Raw genomic sequence first — 21,241 nt, 5'->3', positions numbered from 1 at the left:
AGATTACAGAAAGGCCAGATTGTCTGGCCTTTTTTATTTCCTGCCCTTTTCGATTAAAACTTGACTTTTATACGAAAAATCATTTATAAAACAATAACTAAACCAAATCACCCCGCCTTATTAAAGTTCAGCACTTTTAACCACGTGTAACATTACTGTCATAAAAACATCATATACTGAACGCGATTATAATTAGCTCAAGGTTTAAGATGTCTCAGCACCTTACACTCCCAAACAAAAATGACAGGATCAGAAAGGTTAAAGACCAAGTAGCCAAATACGGTGTTTCAGCCGGTGGTTTAATGGTTTTAGCTGCTCTATTAATGATCTTTTTCTACTTACTTTATGTCGTCTACCCTATTTTTGAAGATGTAGAAGTAAGCCACGAATCGAAAATAAGTGTAGCTGGTCAACAGCACAATTACGCACTAGGCCTCGATGAACACGTTGAAATTGGTTACCGTTTTACTGACCAACCTAGCTTGGAATATTTCAGCTTAGTTGAGGGTAAATTAGGTCAAACCATTCTCAATAAAACATTTGATAAGTTGGATAGTGTCAGTACTTTCGCTAAATCATCACCTCACCAAGGTTTATTTGCTTATGGTTTAAGTAATGGTGAAGCGTTTGTAGTTCAGCCTAAATTCAAAATATCATTCCCCAATGATAAGCGATTTACTGAACCTAGAATTACTTACCCACTTGGTGAAGAAACCATCACATTAGATGAAGCGGGTGAAGCGATTGAACACTTAGCTTTCTCAGTTTCAGAAGAAGGTGCGGGCTTTTTATTCAGCACGGCTTCAGGCGTTAAGTATCAATATTGGGTCGCTGAAGAAAACTTCATGACAGATGAAATTGAATGGCAATCAGAAACCGTTGAATTAGATGGTTTAGGCTCAGACATTCAAGCACTTCATATCTCTCCTGATTTATCTAGAGCGTTTGTCGTTCAATCTAAGCAATTAAATATCATTGATATTCGCGATATAGAAGAAGTTGAAGTTAAGTATCAAGTATCAGTTGCTAAGGCTGATGAAAAAGTTGTCGCTTCGACATTATTATCTGGTGCTAACTCAATCATGCTTGCTAATGACCAAGGTATCATGAGCCAATGGTTTGAAATCAATGGTGAAAAAGGACCTGAGTTAATTAAAGCAAGAGAGTTTGTTACAGATAACAAGCAAATCAATGGCTTATTCTCAGAGTTCTACAGAAAAACGTTTTTTGCAACATCGCAGAACGGTCGTTTAGGTGTATACCACACAACCAGTGAAGCTTACCTTTTTGATGAAGTCGTGACAGAAAATGCAGTAAACAACTTCGCCATTGCACCTCGCTCAAATGCAGCACTACTTGAAACGGATAAAGGCTTTGAATTAATCCGAATCAAGAACAAGCACCCTGAAGTGACTTGGTCTGGTTTATGGCAAGAAGTTTGGTACGAAGGTTACCCTGAGCCTGACTATATTTGGCAATCAACTTCAGCCAGTGATGATTTCGAATCTAAATTTAGCTTAGTGCCAATTAGTTTCGGTACGATCAAAGCAGCAGCTTATGCAATGCTATTCTCTATTCCAATTGGTTTAGCTGCCGCTATTTACACCGCTTACTTCATGCCATCTTCTGTTCGAAGTGTAGTTAAGCCTACCGTTGAAGTCATGGAAGCCCTGCCAACTGTTATCCTAGGTTTCTTAGCAGGTTTATGGTTAGCACCCATTATTGAAGAAAACCTGCCTGGTGTCGTTGTGCTCATGCTAGCGGTTCCAGTGTTTATCTTGTTAACAGCATTTGCATGGCATAGCTTACCGGCCAAAATCAAAAATAGCTTACCTGAAGGTTATGACTGCTTGATTCTTATCCCTGTCATTTTAGCTGTTGGTTACTTCAGCTTTGAGTTCAGTCCAGTGATCGAATCAGCTTACTTCGGTGGTGATATGCGTTTATATATCACGGATAGCTTAGGCATTGACTTTGACCAACGTAACTCATTCGTTGTTGGTATTGCGATGGGCTTTGCCGTCATTCCTACTATCTTCTCCATTACTGAAGATGCAGTATTCTCGGTACCAAAACACTTATCTCAAGGCTCTTTAGCCTTAGGTGCAAGCCAATGGCAAACACTCGTGCGCGTTGTGTTATTAACGGCAAGTCCTGGTATTTTCTCTGCTGTGATGATGGGTCTAGGCCGCGCAGTTGGTGAGACAATGATCGTACTTATGGCCACAGGTAATACGCCAATTATGGATTGGTCAATTTTCCAAGGTATGCGTACGTTAGCGGCAAATATCGCGGTAGAAATGCCAGAATCAGAAGTGGGCTCAAGCCACTATCGAATTCTCTTCTTAGCAGCCTTTGTACTGTTTATATTCACTTTTGTTTTCAACACTGTGGCCGAATTCGTTCGTCAGCGCCTACGTGAAAAATATAGCTCACTTTAGGTTTTAGGAGATTAAAAAATGAAAAGTTGGTTTAAATCAGGCTCTCCTTGGATCTGGATGACTGCAGGTGCGGTGAGTATCAGTTTAATATCAGTAATCGGTCTTTTATTACTGATTGCATGGCGCGGATTAAGCTTTTTCTGGCCATCAGCTATCCATCAATTTGATGTTCAGCAAAATGGTCAAAATGCGGTTGTTATCGGTGAAGTTTACGATCGCGAATATGTACCAACAACCCGCTTAATCCAAGCAGGCGTTGATACAAAAGGCTTTAAAGGCGAAGAGATCGAACGTTTACTGATCAAAACGGGTAACCGTGAGTATGTAGACTTAGACTTCCGTTGGATCTTACGCACAGACATTCAAACACAGACAAAACCTTCTGGTGTCGCCGTGTTTGAACGTTCTAAAAACGGTAACTTCTACGGTTTCGTTTCACAGATTATCGAAGATGGTAAAACCATTGATAATCCTAGTAACGAACAGTTAGAAGAGTTAATTGAGCGTGCAGTAAACTTCAATGAAGAAGCGCTAGATTTACAAAATGGTCCTATCGGCTCAATCAACTACCGCTTAGAGCGCATCCGTTTAGAAGAAAGAGCATTAGAGCTAAAAGAAAAGCTCACGCCAGAAGACTCAGCCGCGTTTAACCAAGAGCGCAAAGAGTTAAAAGCAAACTACTTAGAACTTGAAAAAGAATTATTCAATTTAAGAAAGTTAGCAGAACGTGACTTCGTAATTGTTAAAGATATGCGTGGTGAGCAAGTTCGCATCCCACTATCGCAAGTGTTAGATGTAACGTTCCCGAATGATATGTCGTTTATCACAAAAGCGGGTCGCTTCTTAATTCAAGTATCAAAGTTCATTACTGATGACCCACGTGAAGCAAACACTGAAGGCGGCGTATTCCCAGCTATTTTCGGTACGGTATTCATGGTTATGTTAATGGCTGTTATCGTTACGCCGTTTGGTGTTATCGCAGCTATTTACCTACACGAATATGCAGCGAAAAATGCAGTAACTAAGGTTATTCGTATTGCTGTTATCAACTTAGCCGGTGTACCGAGTATTGTATATGGTGTATTTGGTTTAGGTTTCTTCGTTTACATGCTTGGTGGCAGTATTGATGAACTTTTCTATCCAGAAGCATCGCCTAGCCCAACATTTGGTACACCAGGTGTTATTTGGTCTGCTCTAACATTAGCCATTTTAACCTTACCAGTGGTGATCGTTTCAACAGAAGAAGGTTTATCACGAATTCCATCTTCTATCCGTCAAGGTAGTTTGGCATTAGGTGCAACAAAAGCAGAAACCTTATGGCGAATCATTATTCCAATGGCAAGCCCTGCAATTATGACAGGTTTAATTTTAGCGGTTGCTCGTGCAGCAGGTGAAGTAGCTCCGCTGATGTTAGTCGGTGTAGTTAAGATGGCACCAACCTTGCCTCTTGACGGTAATTTCCCATTCATACATTTAGATCGTAAATTTATGCACTTAGGTTTCCATATTTATGATGTTGGTTTCCAAAGTCCTAACGTTGAAGCAGCTCGACCACTTGTTTACGCTACAGCATTCTTACTAGTCAGTGTAATCGTCGCGCTTAACATTACCGCTATCGGTATCCGTAACCATTTACGTGAAAAGTTTAAGTCACTTGAACATTAATAGATCAAGCAACTTTAAGTGAACAGAATTTAAAATTTTATAGGTATTGTAATGATTTCAGTTAACCCAGAAGTATCATCAGTTAGTGCTAATCAAGTGACAGACCCTAGCCAGTTAACTGCAGAGCAAACAGCGCTAGAAATGAAAAACCTAAACTTGTTTTACGGTAACAAGCAGGCTTTATTTGATATCAACATGAAGATCCCAAAAGGCAAAGTAACTGCATTTATCGGCCCTTCAGGTTGTGGTAAATCAACTTTATTACGTTGTATCAACCGCATGAATGACTTAGTTGATATTTGTCGTGTTGATGGCTCAATTGAGTTAGAAGGTAAAAATATCTTTGATAAAGATGTTGATGTCGCATCACTTCGTCAAAACGTTGGTATGGTATTCCAGCGCCCTAACCCATTCCCTAAATCAATTTACGAGAATGTAGTTTATGGTCTGCGTATTCAAGGTATTAACGATAAGCGTTATTTAGATGAAGTGGTTGAAAAATCACTTCGTAAGGCTGCGTTATGGGATGAAGTTAAAGACCGCCTAAACGACAGTGCGTTTGGCTTATCTGGTGGTCAGCAACAACGTCTTGTTATTGCACGTGCAATTGCTATCGAACCCAAAGTACTTTTACTCGATGAACCAACGTCTGCACTTGACCCAATTTCAACTTTAACAATCGAAGAGTTAATCAACGAGTTAAAAGAGACCTATACTGTAGTTATCGTTACTCACAACATGCAACAGGCAGCGCGTGTTTCAAACTATGCCGCGTTTATGTTCATGGGTGAGTTAATCGAGTACTCTGACACAAACCAATTATTTACTGCTCCTTCGACCAAAAAAACGGAAGATTACATCACAGGTCGTTACGGTTAATCGCTAACAACAGTAGAAAAAGAACATCACAAGGGCATACAGTATGGAATTACACTTAAATAAACATATTTCGGGTCAATTCAACGAAGAACTTGAACAAGTACTCAGTCACGTACTTGATATGGGTGGTTTAGTTGAAGAGCAGTTAAGGCTATCTATGGAAGCACTTAACGGCTTTGATCGTGACCTTGCAGACACCGTTATCGCTAACGACTACAAAGTGAATCAATATGAAATGAATATTGATTTAGAGTGCACGCGCATTATCGCAAAGCGCCAACCGGCAGCAATAGATTTGCGCTTGGTACTGGCTATTGCAAAAATCATTGCCGATTTAGAGCGTATAGGTGATGAATCTTGCCGTATTGTTAAAGCGGCGCGTGATAAGTTTGCAGGAGATCAAACTCAGTTCCTAGTTGATTTAGAACACATGGGTAAGCAAGTACTCGCGATGCTTAACCAAGTTTTAGATGCATTTGCTCGCATGGACGCAGACGCTGCTTACGAAGTTTATAAACTGGATAAGCAAGTCGATAAAATATATGAAGCCGTAACACGTCAATTAATGACATATATGATGGAAGACCCACGTTCTATTCCTAAGGTTATTGAAGTGCTATGGGCGACGCGTTCATTAGAGCGCATTGGCGATCGTTGCCAAAACATTTGTGAGCACGTTATCTACTTAATTAAAGGTAAGGACATCCGCCATACGAGTAGAGAAGAAATTGAAAAGACGTTAGCAACAAAAAAATAGTTACAATTTCAAAACATTAACTTGCCGCTGAACACCTATACTTTGCGCTATGTAGGGGTGTTCAGTGGCGTTTTATTTTCAAGCCAGGCGCTCAGTTACAGAATAATTACAATAAAAAGACAAAAATATGTCACCTGTAATATAAGTGTCATCTACCCTTCATAAAATAGCCGTCAATTGGTAACACGGGTGCGCTAGACAAACTCGTTTAATAAATACATTTAATCACTACAACTTATAGGACTTGTTCCATGAAAAAGTTAACCCCAATCGCTTTAGCTGTTTCAGCATTATTGTCAACTTCGGCTTTTGCCCAGCAGCAAGATAAACTTTTAACTATCTATGGTAAAGCCAACGTAGGATTCCAAGTTTCCGATGAAGGAAACGACAGCTACACTGACGTAGAAAGCTATGCATCTCGCCTAGGTGTTAAAGGTGAGTACAAACTAGAAGATGGTTTAACTGCATTCTATAAATTCGAAATGCAGGTTAACATCGATGACAAAGAAGATAACCTCACTGCTCGTAACCAATTTGTTGGTCTTAAAGGTGGTTTTGGTTCTGTTTTCTTAGGTCGAAGCGATACTCCTTTCAAACTAGCTCAAGGTAAAATTGATTTATTCTCAGACTACGAAGGCGATGTTAAAGCCCTTTGGAAAGGTGAAAATCGTTTAACGGATAGTGTGAACTACACTACGCCTTCTTTTGGCGGTTTAAAAGTGTCAGCGACCTATATCGCTGAAGGTGAAGAAGGAGGTCAAGATGGTGTTTCAATCGCTGCGATGTACGGTGACAAAAAGCTTAAAAAATCAAAGTTTTTTGCTGCTGTAGCAGCAGATAGCGATGTTAAAGGTTATGACTCAGTACGTGCGTCACTACAAGGTAAATTAGGTAACTTAACCCTTGGTGGTATGGTTCAACAGTCTGAAGAAGCTGAAGGCGATGAAGAGATTTCTGGTGTGATGGTTAGTGCATCATACCCAATCGGTAAACTTAAGTTGAAAGCTCAAGTTCAAACAGCTGAATACGATGTGGCTGATTTCGAAAAAACATCAGCAACTTTAGGTGCAGATTACAAACTTGGTAAAATGACTAAAGTATTCCTTTGGGGCACATCAATCGATAATGACGACGACGGTGAAGATGAGAGCTATTTCTCACTTGGTTTTGAGCACAAGTTCTAAAATCAATTAATCTTACTTAGTTAATAAAAACCAGCCTAATGGCTGGTTTTTTTATGTGTATTCAAACCGGATTAGCCGGTATCTATCGACCCGCTACCGTGCAAGTTGATTAGGTTATATCTTTGCTAATAAACCATAGTTAAAGAAGAGTTTTGCTAAAAAACAGGTAAAGATAATACCTACTGACCGCTAGGTTAGAACAAGTGCTCGATACCCATCACCAGCAATACTTCATTCGTTCAAGCTTTATAGTGAGCTCTTATGCATATTGTTTAGTTCAGTTAAGTGGCCACAAAAAAGCCCGCTCACAAGCGGGCTTTTCAACGTTATTTAAAATAACTCATGTGTGTAGATAAAACTTGAATCGATTAATCCGATTTTTTCTTTTCTTCACCAGGCTCGACATGATGATCATCGGCCTCACCAACAATGTGCTCTAAGCGAATATCTTTCTCTGAGCGAAAAGTCATGATTGGACCTGAAATCGCATAACCACAAAATATCATAAACAGGACGAGTGCAGGCTCAGTCGCCACCACAATAAATACCAATACCATGGCTAAAATCATGATAAATGGGACTTTTCCTTTCCAGTCGACTTCTTTAAAAGATGAATACTTAAAGTTACTCACCATTAATAGGCCAGAAATAACCGTAATTAAACCTGCAAAAATGGCGAACGTTTGACCTTCAATATCATAGTCTGCCCCTAGCCATACCATACCTGCAACAATTGCAGCAGCAGCAGGACTCGCTAAACCTTGAAAATATCGCTTATCAGCCGTACCTACCGTTGTGTTAAACCTAGCGAGACGAAGCGCTGCTGCGGCAGTGAAAACAAATGCTGCCAGCCAACCGGGTTTACCTAGGCCCGCTAATGCCCAGTTGTAAGATACAAGTGCTGGTGCAATACCAAATGAAACCATATCAGCCATACTGTCATATTCAGCACCAAAAGCACTTTGCGTGTTTGTGACACGTGCAACACGTCCATCAAGGGCATCAAAAATCATTGCAATAAAGATCGCTATCGCAGCGCTCTCAAATTGATTATTCATTGACGCTATAACAGCATAAAAGCCGCTAAATAAACCTGCGGTAGTTAATAAGTTAGGAAGTAAGTACACACCGCGTCTGGGTTGAGTTTGTTGTTCAGTCATTAATGCCCTATCACTTTATTTTTTTGATAACTGCCCTGCCAGTTTACTTGAAACAGAGCAAATCACCAATCGATAGTTAATGTTTAAGGCCATTTCTGGCTTTAAAAGTTAACTTATCATCGACAACGTCCACCACAATCGTCTGACCCGATACCACTTTTCCTGAAAGAATTGCTTGTGCTAATAGGTTTTCGACTTCTTGTTGAATAGCTCTTTTCAGCGGTCTTGCGCCATAAACTGGATCAAAGCCGGCTCGGGCAATATGAGCAAGTGCCGCTTTACTCATTTCTATACCTAATTCGCGTTCTTCTAAACGTTTTTTAAGGCCTGTAAGTTGTAGTTCAGCAATCGCACTAATGTGCTCATTATTAAGCGGATGAAATACCACAGATTCATCAACACGATTGATAAACTCAGGTCTGAAGTGTTGCCCAACTACATCCATGACGGCATCTTGAATTTGGTCAATTTGGCCTGTCGTGAACTTTTCTTGGATGACATCAGAGCCCAAATTAGAGGTCATAATGATAACGGTATTCTTAAAATCAACCGTACGTCCCTGACCATCGGTTAAACGCCCATCGTCGAGTAACTGCAATAAGATGTTAAATACATCTGGGTGAGCTTTTTCAACTTCATCGAGTAAGATGACTGAATATGGCTTTCTTCTCACCGCTTCAGTTAAATATCCACCTTCCTCGTAACCAACATAACCCGGAGGTGCACCTAACAAACGCGCAACGGCATGTTTTTCCATAAACTCAGACATATCAATACGGATCATGGCATCTTCTGAATCAAACATAAAGTTTGCAAGCGCTTTACATATTTCAGTTTTACCAACCCCAGTGGGCCCCAAAAATAGGAAAGAGCCAATTGGTCTGTTTGGGTCGCCTAAACCCGCTCTTGAACGTCTAATCGCATTCGCAACGGCAGATACAGCTTCGTTTTGACCAACAACGCGGCGGTGTAGTTCTTGCTCTAAACGCAGTAACTTATCTCTTTCACCTTCAAGCATTTTAGAAACAGGAATACCTGTCCACCTTGATAACACATCAGCAATTTCACTGTCCGTTACTCGGTGTTTTAACAAGTTCATGTCTTGCATTTCAGCCTGACTGGCTAAATCGAGTTGCCTTTCTAGCTCTGGAATTTTGCCGTACTGCAATTCAGACATGCGATTTAAATCTTGCGCACGAGAGGCTAATTCAAGATCTAATCTCGCCTGCTCTAATTCAGATTTAATATTTTGCGCGCCTGCCAAAGCAGCTTTTTCAGAATGCCATACTTCATCTAACTCGCTGTAACGCATCTCTGTATTGGCTAAATCCTCATTTAACGAAGATAAACGCTTTTTACTGGCTTCATCTTGCTCTTTAACGAGTGCTTGCTGCTCTAGTTTGAGCTTAATAATACGGCGCTCCAATTTATCTAACTCTTCAGGTTTAGAGTCAATTTCCATACGAATACTAGAGGCGGCTTCATCGATCAGATCAATCGCTTTGTCAGGTAATTGTCTATCCGAAATATAGCGATGAGATAAAGAAGCAGCGGCAACAATGGCCGGATCAGTAATTTCTACAGAGTGATGAAGCTCATAGCGTTCTTTTAATCCACGTAAGATAGCAATGGTATCTTCAACACTGGGTTGATCGACCAATACTTTTTGAAAGCGTCGCTCAAGCGCTGCATCTTTTTCAATATACTGACGATATTCATCTAAAGTAGTTGCACCTACACAGTGTAATTCTCCACGCGCTAATGCCGGTTTGAGCATATTGCCAGCATCCATCGCACCGTCCGTCTTACCGGCACCCACCATCGTATGTAATTCATCAATAAACAGAATCACTTGGCCTTCAGCTTTGGATAACTCATTGAGAACCGATTTTAGTCTTTCTTCAAATTCACCACGGTATTTTGCACCAGCGACTAAGGCACCTAAATCAAGAGATAACACGCGTTTGCTCTTTAAGCCTTCAGGCACTTCGCCATTGATAATACGTTGGGCTAACCCTTCAGCAATTGCGGTTTTACCAACACCAGGCTCACCTATTAATACCGGGTTGTTCTTAGTACGGCGTTGTAAAACTTGAATAGTTCTTCTTATTTCGCTGTCTCTGCCAATAACAGGGTCAAGTTTGCCCTGTTCCGCTCGCTCAGTTAAATCTATGGTGAACTTTTCTAACGCTTGGCGGTTTTCTTCAGCATTTTGATCATCAACCTGTTGGCCATCTCTTAATTTCTCAATTGCCTGTTCAATGCGTTGTTTGCTACCACCAGATTTTCTTAAAATATCACCTAACGTTGCTTTATCTTCTACTGCAGCCAGCACAAATAGCTCACTAGAGATGAATTTGTCTTTGCGTTTTTGAGAAAGTTTGTCACACATGTTTAATAAGCTAACCATGTTGTGAGATAACTGGATATCTGCACCAATTCCATCAACTTTGGGAGTGCGATCAAGCGCTTCAGCAAGTTGCGAGCGCAGGCCGTTGACATTCACATCAGCCAGATCAAGTAAAGCACGTGTGCCACCGCTATCCTGATTAAGTAAAGAGTACATTAAGTGAATAGGTTCAATGAACTGGTGATCACGACCTAAAGCCAAGGATTGAGCATCCGAAATAGCGAGCTGAAATTTACTGGTTAGTCTGTCGAGTCTCATCTTAGTAACCTAATTTGATAATGCTTGTTACTAAGTAAATGGGATGTTCGTGGTTTTTTTCAAGCAGCGAGCAAGAAAAAATAATCTTTATTCGATCCAGATCAAAGAAGCCATTCGACCCGTTTTTCCATCTCGTCGATAGGAAAAATATTGGTTTGATAGTTGATAGGTGCAATCGCTATTTCGATAAATATCTGTTACTCCCAAAGCCAGTAGTTGGTTACAAGCTAATTGCTGTAAATCAGCCAAATACTTTCCTTGCTCAGCAGCATGTTGATGGATAGCAAAAGCTTTGACGTTTCGACTATCCAACGCTGTAAAAGCAGCCTTAACATCTTCACCCACTTCAAAAGCACTAGGGCCGATACAAGGGCCTAACCAAACCTGAAAATCACCGAATTGGCTCTGTAGCTGGTTATTTAGTTGAACAAGTGTATTTTCAATGATATTCGATGCTAGAGAACGCCATCCACAGTGGATAGCAGCAACAGCCCGACCGCGTTTTTCTGCCATTAACACAGGTAAACAATCAGCAGTCATAACAGAGGCAACTTTTAGAGCCTGGCAAGTAAAGCTGGCATCAGCTTTTGGTAATTGAGTTACATCAGCATCAGGATTGATATCTGGGTAAGATGCCAAATCTATCGCTATATTAGAGTGAGTTTGCTCAAGCCAGAAAGGTTGATTAGGCGTTGGTAGTAAAGCTCGGTTGCTTATTACCACTTGAGGGTCATCGCCAACGTGCAGCCCTAAATTGAAATACTCAAAAGGCGCTTGGCTATTTCCAGTACTTTGTTTATCACCTCGACAAGTTGAGAGGGCTGTTACCCCCTCCACTTTTGGCCAATTTGGCTCAAACCAAGGTGATGGATGGTTCATTAATAGCTATCCACACCGTGCTCATTAGCATCTTCACGAAGTAGTGCATTTAGTGTTTGCATATCTTCTGGGATATCGGCTTGAAACTGCATCCACTCTGATGTTCTAGGGTGTTCAAGTTCAAGTATAGTTGCATGTAACGCCTGACGACGAAAAGCTCGTAAGCCTTCAATCAAGGTTTCGCTCGCACCTTTTGGTGGACGAACAACACCGCCATAGCCCCAATCCCCCACTAGTGGGTACTTTAAAGAAGACATATGAACGCGAATCTGGTGAGTACGCCCCGTTTCTAATCTTAATCTTAAACGCGTGTGTGCACGAAAACGCTCTGCAACGCGGTAATGAGTAACCGCATCTTTACCACCTTCAACAACAGCCATTAGCGTGCGTTTACTTGGGTGTCTGGCAATAGGCGCATCAACTAAACCGCCAGCTGCAAGCGTACCATTGACCACAGCTTCGTATTCACGAGTGACGGTTTTATCTTGTAACTGAGCCACAAGTGAAGTTTGTGCGGGTAAGTTTTTAGCAACAACCATTAAGCCTGTTGTATCTTTATCTAAACGGTGGACAATACCTGCACGCGGCACATTTTCTAGATCGGGACAGTGATGCAGTAATGCATTCAGTAATGTTCCCTGTTTATTACCAGCACCTGGATGGACAACTAAACCAGCGGGTTTATTAATGACGAGAATATCTTCGTCTTCATAAACGATATCTAAGGCGATATCTTCCGCTTCATGTCTAACTTGAATTTCGATTTCTGCATCGATTTCAACCAGCTCATTACCTAACACCTTTTCACGTGCTTTGGTCACTACTTGACCGTTTACCTTAATACACCCATCGAGTAACCACTCTTTTAATCGAGAACGAGAATATTCAGAGAAGCGTTCAGCGATAGCTTGATCAAGGCGTTTGCCCATAGCTGATTCAGTTAAATGGCCAGATAATGAAACAGTTTCTTTCATATGAATCTCAAGGTTGGTTTATAGGATAATCGGTGCAAGATAGTTAACACTGGGGTAAACTAGGTTTAATTGTACCTTGTAATCGACTTTTGAGATAGTCATTACAAGCTTTATCGTATATAACGCGGTACTTAGCGTGCAAATTCGTTTGGTTAGCTAGCCTTTTCTACAACGAATGTGGCAGTATTACGCTAATGAGAAAAATAAAAAAGCTTAGTCAAAGGAGCGTATTTTGACTCTTAACAAATCAATTATCGTCAGCATTTTATCGATGAGCCTTTTAATAGGCTGTTCAAGTGCCCCAGAAGAAGTGACGATTTCTAATAAAACGACCGTTCAAGAGCAATACGAAAGTGCCAAAGAATTGCTTGAATCTGGCGCTTACTTTCAAGCATCTGAAATTTTAGCAGAACTCGACTCTCGTTATCCGTTTGGTCCTCACTCTCACCAAATTCAGTTGGATTTAATTTACGCTTACTACAAAATGGCCAAATCGGCTCAAGCGATTGCGTCAATCGATCGTTTTATTCGACTAAACCCAACTCATCAAAATATTGCCTACGTACATTACATGCGTGGATTAGTGAATTACCAAATGGCACAAAATGCTTTCCAAGAGTTATTTGGTATTGAACGCTTTGACCGTGATATTTCAAAATTAAGAGAAGCCTTCAACGATTTTAAAACCGTTATCGTTGACCATCCAACTAGTAAGTACGCCAATGATGCTAAACAACGCATGGTTTACCTCAAAGACTTTATGGCGAAAACAGAAATAGCAGCAGCAGAGTATTACATTGAGCGAAGCGCTTGGGCTGCTGCGGCGAATCGAGCTAAATATGTATTAGAAACTTTCTCTGATACGCACCAAATTGAACGCGCATTAGAAATCATGGTTGAAAGCTACGGTGAGTTAGAGCTAGATACGTTAAGAGCCAACACCCTGGCGACGTTAAAAACCAACTTTCCTAACAACCCGTTAGTCAATTAAATAAAAAATTAAGTGATAAAAAAACCGAGCATGGCTCGGTTTTTTTCTGTCTGACATTTCATTTATTGCTTATTGTCATCAACAGGAGTGAGTTTAACCACTGCCAAATAATGACCTCGTAAATAGATAGTTAAACCAATTGCTACTAGCCAAAAACCAAAATGGACATAATGTCGATAGCTTTGATCTAGGTCTATGGTCAGATGTAAGCAAAACCAAAGTCCGCCCCAAATCAACAGGTAAATAATCCAATTTAGCCAAGTAGGAAAAATACTCTCCACTGACTTAAGCAAAAACGTTTTACAATGTGGACAACCTAGGTTTTGTCTCTCATCCCGAAATTTTTTGATGTGCCTAGAATGATCCGCAAACTCTTGTTGGCAAACAGGGCAAGTATAATGATTAATCATGATTACAGGTGTTTTCCCCATGGGCCACTTTTATAATCAATATACATGGCCTCTACTTTCGCTCTAGCCCAAGGTGTTCGCCTTAAAAACTTTAAGCTAGATTTAATACTTGGGTCTTTTTTAAAACAATTGATATCGACTTGTTCTGCCATGGCTTGCCAGCCTAAGTTTTCAGAAAGTTGTGTCAATATCATCTCTAACGTGACCCCGTGGAGTGGGTTTTTCGGCTGCTCTTGCATACGACTACCTAGAATAAACGACATCTAATAGGCTGATTGTACAAAAGCAGACGATTTAAGTCTGTAATTTAAGTATAATCGCGCCAATTAATTCCCAGTAAAGGCAATATCATGATCAAACTCGGCAAATACCAAACCTTAACGATCGAAAGAAAAGTGGATTTTGGTTTTTTCTTAACCTGTAATGAAGGAGAGGAAGTCTTATTGCCCAATAAATATTGTCAATCTAGTATGAATATTGGCGATAGTATTGAAGTATTTATCTACCTTGATTCGGAAGATCGAATCACAGCGATTAACAAGCCTGCCTACGCTCAGGTTGGTGATTTTGTTGCACTGAGATGTATCGATACCAACAATGTTGGCGCATTTTTAGATTGGGGCTTACCAAAAGATTTAATGGTTCCTTTTGCCGAACAAAGGAAAACCATGGAAGTGGACAGTCGCTATTTGGTTTATGTTTATGAAAACCCGGTTGATGGTCGCATCATTGCCAGCAGTAAACTCGATAAGTTTATCCCTGAAAAATCGAAAGGTTTTACTAACAACCAAGAAGTGGAACTATTAGTGGGCCCTAAAACAGACTTAGGCTACAAATGCGTTATTGAAAATCGTGCTTTGGGTATTCTGTTTTTTGACGAGGTGTTCAATCAAGACGTTACCTTCGGTCATAAAATCAAAGGCTTCATCAAGCGCGTTCGTCCAGACGGGAAAATTGACTTAAGTACCAGACAGCAAGGCTATACAACACTGGGCCCACTTGCTGAGAAAATCCTTAAAATGCTGGCGGAGAATGGTGGTCATATGGCCGTATCAGATAAAAGCTCTCCGGAGCTGATTCGTCGTTTATTTGCCTGCAGTAAACGAGAATTCAAGATGGCGATTGGTAGCCTATACAAGCAGAAAAAAATTCTTTTGACTAAAACTGATATTGAATTGATTAAATAGATTTGAGAATGTAAAAATATTTAATTTTTTTTACAATTCAATTGGAATTTAAGTTAAGGCTTACATTGCCGATACAAATTGGCAATGTAACAATATTGTGACACCGTGTTTTCTATTCAATGAAAAAATGAATTAAAACAATGCCACGGAGGCATGTTTTGGAAAGCTAACACAATCGCTAATTATTGGGAGCCTTATGAGACTATCCGCAGTAAATAAAATTACGCTTGGTTACGCAACTGTTATAACTTTCCTTCTAATTGTGGGTTTTAGTGGTATCAATAGCATAGGTACTATCAGTAACAGTATAGAGAAAATTAACGCTCAAGCTGTACCTGTAAAAAACCGTATCGCAACACTATTAGAAGACGTTGCGGCGGTTAACCTCATCATGTACAAACATTACAACGCCACTGAACAAGCCGAATTAACCTCGCTTGAAAACCAATACCAAGATTATAAAAAGCAGCTAATCAGCGAAATAAATCAGCTTGAAAGTCAGTTAGCTAATTTACCCAATGCCAGTGCACAAATTAAAGCACTTGATAGCGCTAACCAATCTTTAAAAGAAGCCTTCGATGAAATTGACCAAACAATGGCCTTATCGGAAGACGCGTTAAAAAACTTCAGCCAGCTTGATAGTTTTACCGCAGAACTCAACAGCGTGCAGGCTAAATTTGACCACCACCTTGAATCATTAGGAGCAGCCCCCGTATCTGCTGCGGCCAAAAAAGAACTCATTAATGCCGAACTATCGATTGTTCGTGGTATATCCATCGCCAAACAAATGGCCTCAACTCAAAACTACTCACAATCTCGGCAACTGACTGCTGAATTTGGTGCATGGCTAAAAGAATATGTAGAAATTGGCTTTAAACTAAAAGCCATTCCTTTTTCTGGTCAAACCAAACGTTCCGTAGATGCTTTTTCATTATCAGTAGGCGATTTAGCTTATCTAGTAGCAAGAGATAAAGGTTTAAGCGATGTGGTTAATCAGTTCTTATCGGTTAAAAACACACTGACTGCGAATTTATCAGCCAACCAAGATATGCTCGAGTCGGTACATTCTGCATTAAAAGGCGTCTCTGGTTTTGCCAGCCAATATTCAGATGCAGTTGCTAAAGATGCTAATGAGTCGGTTAATGACAGCCAAGTGATGATCATTATATTCAGTGTAATTGCCATTGTACTAGGTATTGCAGTAGCGCTGATTGCGATCAGAAATATTCGCAGCCCGCTTGATGAAATGAACGAATTATTCTCTAAAATAGCGACAGGTGATTTAACGCAAACGATCACTGTCGATAGCAACGATGAATTCGGTCGTTTAAAAGCGTCGGCAAGTCAGCTCAATACGGCTTTAAAAGAAATGATGGCTCAAATTCGCACTCAAGCCGATAACCTAGCTAATTCAGTCGATCAAACCAGTGCTACTACACGCGAGCTGCAAACTCATATATCCGATCAAAAAGAACAAACGGATATGGTGGTGACCGCTATGCATGAAATGGCTACAACTATTAAGGAAGTTGCTGAAAATGCACAGACGACCTTCAGTGAGATGAATACGGCTTCTGAACATGTTCAAAACAGCCAAGATAAAATTGCTCAAAATAATCAGATTAGCTTCCATCTCGCTGAAGAAATGGAAAATGCAGCATCAGTTATTCGTATGCTTGACCAAGATGTCAATAAGATTGAAGAGATTTTACAGGTTATTGAATCCATTGCTTCTCAAACTAACTTACTTGCGCTTAATGCGGCTATTGAAGCTGCGCGTGCCGGTGAGCACGGTCGAGGCTTTGCGGTTGTTGCCGATGAAGTGAGAACCTTGGCAAAACGCACACAAGATTCAACAGAAGAAATTAAAGCAAATATCGAAACCTTATTAGAAGGGTCAAATAAGGCGGTTGATGCCATCCACGCATCACAAGACAAAACCCAACAAGCGGTCGATATGTCAAAAGAAGTCTCATCGTCTATCGATTTAATTGCTGATGTTATCTCAACAACGAAAAACCTCAACCTTCAAATTGCAACGGCTTCTGAAGAGCAAAGTGCGACCGCAGAAGAGATTAATCGCAATGTAGTACAAATTGCCTCTTTATCAGAGCAAACAGCCGAAGGCTCAAGCTACAACGAGCGATGCATTAACGATTTATCTGTTTCTGCACATGAATTAGAAGACCTCATCAAGAAGTTCAAGGTATAGGTGGCGATACTATGAAAACAATGACAGCAGCAGTATTTGCTCTAAGCGCTACATTTAGTTCAGCTTTACAAGCCGCCACCGAAGTTAATTTCTATACATGGCGAAGCCAAGAAGCAGGTTTGTGGCAACAAATTAATGACCGCAACCTCATTCCAGGTGTTAAGGTAAATATAAAAGTTTTAAAGTACGAATCGTATACCGATCACGTCCTATTGAACTTACAAAATAATCAAGCTGATTTATTTCAATGGGCACCAGGGGCAAGCTCTTTGCAAAACCTTATTAAGCATGATTTTATTTCGCCTTTTCCCGGGGATTTATCAGACATTAATACCAGTGCCCTACTGGCCTCTTTAGCAGCTGATAATCAATATTACGGTGTCCCTTTTGCCCTGCAATTGCAATCCGTACTGGTTAACAAAAAACTGCTCAATAAAAATGGTATCAGCTCAGAGCCATCTTCTTTATCGGCATTAGAGCAAGTCTTTGATGAATTAAAAGCCAAGGGGATAACCCCGATGCATCTGGCTGGTAATGAAAACTGGTATTTGAATCAATTAGTCGCTGAAGTGTTATTAGCGGGTTTAGTTGATGAAGGCTTTGCTGATAGGTTAGTAAAGGGTCAAGCGTGTTTTACCGATAGTGAATATCAGCAAACATTAGAATTACTAGCCCGTTGGCAACAAAAAGGTTATCTCAACAGTAATGCCGCTAGCGAGAACTATGGTGGTATGGCTAACTCAGTGGCACTGGGTAACTCTGCTATGGCCATTGATGGTGGCTGGCGTACCAACCCTGCTTCCACTTTTTATAGCGTTGATCCTAATTTTGAATTCTATTTTTGGCCAATCCCAGGCAAGGTAGGTAAAGTTTACGCTCTGGGTGATGGCTCTTATCAAGTCAATAAACACTCTGAAAATGTCGATGAGGCCAATCAGGTATTAGCGTTTACCGCAACTAAGCAATTTGCTGAATTATTTGCTCAACAAGTTAATGAGCTACCTGCCTACGGCGGCAGTTTATACATTGAAAACCCAGTGTTAAAACAAATGGCAGATAAAGTATCAAGCAATGCTTATACGGTAAGCTTATTTAACGCTTACGATTTAAATAAGCAATCACCGAGTTATAGAAGCTTAATTGTTGATGGTTTAAAAGATTTATTCAGTAATAACAAAACACCTGAACAAATCACTCAAGCTATTCAAGATGGCTTAAATAGCTGGAATTACGTGGGCGCCGCTCAATGTAAATAAGCTAATTGCCAAACCAAATGAATAAAAAAGGGCTATTGAGCCCTTTTTTATTATCCAGATAACGGACAAGGTTAGTTTTAGCTATCCAAAAAAAAGCCCAGTGAAAACTGGGCTTTGACACAGAACATTAAAATTTATAGCAATTATTGGGCGGCAATATTTGCTAGCTGAAGTGCGTTTTGCTTTTCAGACTTTACGTACTTAACCCATTGGTTGGCTAAGCGGCGACTTGATTTGTGATCGATTGCTTGTTCGAACGCCAGCTCAGAGTCTACGTATTCTTTTAAGTTAAAGTGCGCCATACCCAATACTAATTTAGCTGTACCCAAGTCAGTCAAATCGCCTTTTGCCTGCGCTTTTTTAATTGCAGCAATTGCTTCTTTGTTGCGATCTAGATTTAACAAAGTCTGACCTAACTGTGCATACAGGTCACCGTTTTCGGCAAGCTCAGCAGCTTTAGTTAATACAGGTATCGCCTTTTCATCTTCACGTGCCATCGTTAAGCTTTGTGCGACAAATTTTAAATTATCGACATTCTCATCGATTTTACCGTCTTTAATGCCCTGCTCTAATAACTTAGCGCCTTTGTAAGGGACTTGGTTAAAGACATAAAGTTGAGATAATGATTTAATGTCAGTGTGCTTGGTGACAAAACCACGCTGAAATGCTGTCTCCATAATGGCGAGTTGCTCTTCTTCACGGCCTACTTCACCATACATATTTGATAATTGAATCCAATACTCAGGCTTATCATATAAAGCCACCATACGCTCAAGTACTTGAACCACCTTTTCAGGCTGTTTTAGTTCATAAAAAGCGGCACGTTGTAAAACTAACCAGTTTTCATTCGGTACTTGGCCTTTTTCATCGGCTAAGTTAATGGCCGTTGAAATCGCTTCTAAGGTGTTTTTATAATCTTTAGATTGATAATAAGCTTGTGCTTTTAATACATAAGCACGCTCGTTTGGCTTGCTGTTTAATGCCATCCACTGATCGATATAAGCCACAGTTTGCACGTAATCGTTTTGCATCATGCTCAATTGTGCCAGTGAATATAAAGTGGCCATGTGTAATGACTCAGGGATCACATCTTGTGCGATGACTTCTTTGAAGTTATCGGCAGCGCCCTTGTAATCTTCTTCTTGGTACAAGATGAACGCATAGAAATTGTGCATCATGGCAATTTCATAACTGTTCATTGAATTCTTTTTACGCTTTACGTTATCAAGCGCTTCAAGTGCTTCTGTTACATTGCCTTTATCAGCTAAGCCTTGAGCATGTGCTAATTGGCTATAAACCTTAGAACGCAATGCAGGAACACGTTTTGTTTTTTTAGTTTGTGCAGTTGGCTCTTGCTCAGCTGTTGCGTGACCAGCAGAGCCCAGCGCTACTGCAAGGCCTAACAATAACGACAATAATGGCTTGTTCATTTTGTTACCCTTCTTGTTTATTCTAAATAAAAAGCCTGACTTTGAACCCATTAATCACTACAAAAACATGATCAAAGCCAAGCTATAACTTTGAGTAAATTATTTACTCATCTCAAAAGTAATGCGGTTTTGTACACCAGCAACTTCCGTTGGCTCACCGTTAATTACTCTTGGCTTGTATTTAAATTTCAGTGCTGCATTAAGCGCTGCTTGGTTGAAAATACCTTGAGGCTCTGCTTTAACCACTTGTGGGTCTCTTACTGAACCTTGTTTAGTTACGGTAAATTCAACAATCACGTAACCTTCAATACCACGTTGTGCCGCACGTCTTGGATATACCGGCGCAACTTTAACGATAGGTAAGTATTCACCATCGCTTGATTGCAGGCTTAATCCACCTTGAATACCAACATCCGCCTGAACATCAGCACTGAAGTTAGTCGTTGCTGCACCTACATTAGGATTTGCTGCTTGCATTTGCGGTTGCTCCATCGGAGGTGGTGGCGTTTTTGGCTTAGGTGGCTTTTGTGGTTTGCGCTCTTTTTTCTCAACTTGAGATTCTTTTTTCACGCGTACAAAATCAAGCACACTACCTTTTGGTGGCTCAGTCATAGCGCCTTCACCACTTGCAATCAAAGATTGCATGCCAAAAACCAAAGCAAAGGTCACAGCACCTGCGAGTAAGATGGCTAATAAGTATCGGATGATCATGACTTATAACCTTTAATTACTCATTGGCCGCAATTGATACATCGTATGCACCTGCAGCGCGTGATGCGTCCATTACCTTCACTAACGTTTCTACGTTGGCTTTGCGGTCTGCTTGAATAACAACAGAGCCTTGTGGATTTTCGGCTTTTAAGCGCTCGATGTTAGCTTGCACAGCACGTACATCAATACGACGCTTATCAATCCAAATCTCACCTGCATCGTTAATCGCAATTAAGATGTTGGCGCGTTCTTTTTTAACGGCCGTTGGTGCATCAGGACGGTTAACATCAATACCCGCCTCTTTAACAAAAGAAGCCGTTACAATGAAGAAGATAAGCATGATAAATACAACGTCTAGCATTGGCGTCATATCGATGTTTTGTTCTTCATCGTCCTGCATTACATTGATTGGTGACTTTCTCATAATAAAATTCTCA

At 40.5% G+C, this 21,241-nt stretch carries 18 protein-coding genes; 9 read left to right on the top strand and 9 right to left on the bottom strand.

The window, feature by feature from the left end; translation table 11 throughout:
- The first annotated feature begins 209 nt into the window (after positions 1-209).
- The 5 genes from HR060_RS15875 to HR060_RS15855 all read left to right on the top strand — a co-directional run bounded on the left by HR060_RS15875 (position 210) and on the right by HR060_RS15855 (position 6,926).
- The gene (locus tag HR060_RS15875) at positions 210-2,441 is read left to right on the top strand and encodes an ABC transporter permease subunit (RefSeq protein ID WP_174201274.1); all 2,232 of its coding nucleotides are present in this window, start codon (positions 210-212) and stop codon (positions 2,439-2,441) included.
- 18 nt (positions 2,442-2,459) lie between these two features.
- A complete protein-coding gene (pstA, locus tag HR060_RS15870) occupies positions 2,460-4,106 on the top strand; it encodes a phosphate ABC transporter permease PstA (protein WP_174201273.1) in 1,647 nt (548 codons plus the stop codon).
- Positions 4,107-4,157: 51 nt separating this feature from the next.
- Positions 4,158-4,985 (top strand): phosphate ABC transporter ATP-binding protein PstB, encoded by an 828-nt coding sequence (gene pstB / locus HR060_RS15865; RefSeq protein WP_174201272.1) that lies wholly within the window; start codon positions 4,158-4,160, stop codon positions 4,983-4,985.
- Between the two features lie 43 nt (positions 4,986-5,028).
- Positions 5,029-5,742, top strand: coding sequence for a phosphate signaling complex protein PhoU (gene phoU / locus HR060_RS15860; protein ID WP_174201271.1), 714 nt, complete (start codon positions 5,029-5,031; stop codon positions 5,740-5,742).
- A 251-nt stretch (positions 5,743-5,993) separates the two neighbouring features.
- Positions 5,994-6,926 carry a porin gene (locus tag HR060_RS15855; protein ID WP_174201270.1) on the top strand — a complete coding sequence of 311 codons (933 nt, stop codon included), beginning with the start codon at positions 5,994-5,996 and terminating at the stop codon, positions 6,924-6,926.
- Between the two features lie 368 nt (positions 6,927-7,294).
- Here the strand turns inward: HR060_RS15855 and pssA are convergent, their stop codons facing one another.
- The 4 genes from pssA to rluD form a co-directional block, all read right to left on the bottom strand.
- Positions 7,295-8,086, bottom strand: a complete 792-nt coding sequence (gene pssA / locus HR060_RS15850) for a CDP-diacylglycerol--serine O-phosphatidyltransferase (protein WP_174201269.1) — start codon at positions 8,084-8,086, stop codon at positions 7,295-7,297.
- Positions 8,087-8,162: 76 nt separating this feature from the next.
- Entirely contained in the window at positions 8,163-10,754 is a 2,592-nt protein-coding gene (gene clpB, locus HR060_RS15845; RefSeq protein WP_174201268.1) for an ATP-dependent chaperone ClpB, read from the bottom strand.
- Between the two features lie 87 nt (positions 10,755-10,841).
- Positions 10,842-11,633: a peptidoglycan editing factor PgeF gene (pgeF, locus tag HR060_RS15840; protein WP_174201267.1), complete on the bottom strand. Its 792-nt coding sequence runs from the start codon at positions 11,631-11,633 to the stop codon at positions 10,842-10,844.
- A complete protein-coding gene (rluD, locus tag HR060_RS15835) occupies positions 11,633-12,607 on the bottom strand; it encodes a 23S rRNA pseudouridine(1911/1915/1917) synthase RluD (RefSeq protein WP_174201266.1) in 975 nt (324 codons plus the stop codon). The genes pgeF and rluD overlap by 1 nt, the downstream gene beginning before the upstream one ends.
- Before the next feature lie 232 nt (positions 12,608-12,839).
- Between rluD and HR060_RS15830 the strand changes: the two genes are divergently transcribed.
- Positions 12,840-13,598, top strand: coding sequence for an outer membrane protein assembly factor BamD (locus HR060_RS15830; protein WP_174201265.1), 759 nt, complete (start codon positions 12,840-12,842; stop codon positions 13,596-13,598).
- 62 nt (positions 13,599-13,660) lie between these two features.
- Here HR060_RS15830 and HR060_RS15825 read toward each other — a convergent pair whose 3' ends face one another.
- Positions 13,661-14,029, bottom strand: coding sequence for a hypothetical protein (locus tag HR060_RS15825; RefSeq protein WP_174201264.1), 369 nt, complete (start codon positions 14,027-14,029; stop codon positions 13,661-13,663).
- Positions 14,011-14,271, bottom strand: a complete 261-nt coding sequence (locus HR060_RS15820; RefSeq protein ID WP_246283195.1) for a VF530 family protein — start codon at positions 14,269-14,271, stop codon at positions 14,011-14,013. Before HR060_RS15820 ends, HR060_RS15825 begins: the two co-directional genes overlap by 19 nt.
- Positions 14,272-14,358: 87 nt before the next feature.
- On the opposite strand from HR060_RS15820, the gene HR060_RS15815 reads away from it, so the two are divergent.
- The 3 genes from HR060_RS15815 (at position 14,359) to HR060_RS15805 (ending at position 18,663) form a co-directional block, all read left to right on the top strand.
- A complete protein-coding gene (locus tag HR060_RS15815; protein ID WP_174201263.1) occupies positions 14,359-15,195 on the top strand; it encodes a CvfB family protein in 837 nt (278 codons plus the stop codon).
- Between the two features lie 196 nt (positions 15,196-15,391).
- Positions 15,392-17,407: a HAMP domain-containing methyl-accepting chemotaxis protein gene (locus HR060_RS15810; RefSeq protein WP_174201262.1), complete on the top strand. Its 2,016-nt coding sequence runs from the start codon at positions 15,392-15,394 to the stop codon at positions 17,405-17,407.
- A gap of 11 nt (positions 17,408-17,418) precedes the next feature.
- Complete coding sequence (locus HR060_RS15805) at positions 17,419-18,663, top strand: ABC transporter substrate-binding protein (RefSeq protein ID WP_174201261.1); 1,245 nt, start codon at positions 17,419-17,421, stop codon at positions 18,661-18,663.
- A 143-nt stretch (positions 18,664-18,806) separates the two neighbouring features.
- On the opposite strand, the gene HR060_RS15800 is transcribed toward HR060_RS15805, so the two are convergent.
- From HR060_RS15800 to HR060_RS15790, 3 genes are all read right to left on the bottom strand, one after another.
- Positions 18,807-20,093: a tetratricopeptide repeat protein gene (locus HR060_RS15800; protein WP_174201260.1), complete on the bottom strand. Its 1,287-nt coding sequence runs from the start codon at positions 20,091-20,093 to the stop codon at positions 18,807-18,809.
- A 99-nt stretch (positions 20,094-20,192) separates the two neighbouring features.
- Entirely contained in the window at positions 20,193-20,798 is a 606-nt protein-coding gene (locus HR060_RS15795; RefSeq protein ID WP_174201283.1) for a TonB family protein, read from the bottom strand.
- A gap of 22 nt (positions 20,799-20,820) precedes the next feature.
- Positions 20,821-21,228: an ExbD/TolR family protein gene (locus HR060_RS15790; RefSeq protein WP_174201259.1), complete on the bottom strand. Its 408-nt coding sequence runs from the start codon at positions 21,226-21,228 to the stop codon at positions 20,821-20,823.
- Positions 21,229-21,241: the final 13 nt, after the last annotated feature.

This window comes from Marinifaba aquimaris (assembly GCF_013328345.1).
Classification (GTDB): domain Bacteria; phylum Pseudomonadota; class Gammaproteobacteria; order Enterobacterales; family Alteromonadaceae; genus Marinifaba; species Marinifaba aquimaris.
Note: the sequence above shows the minus strand (reverse complement) of the source record. Positions and strands in the feature narration are given on the sequence as shown.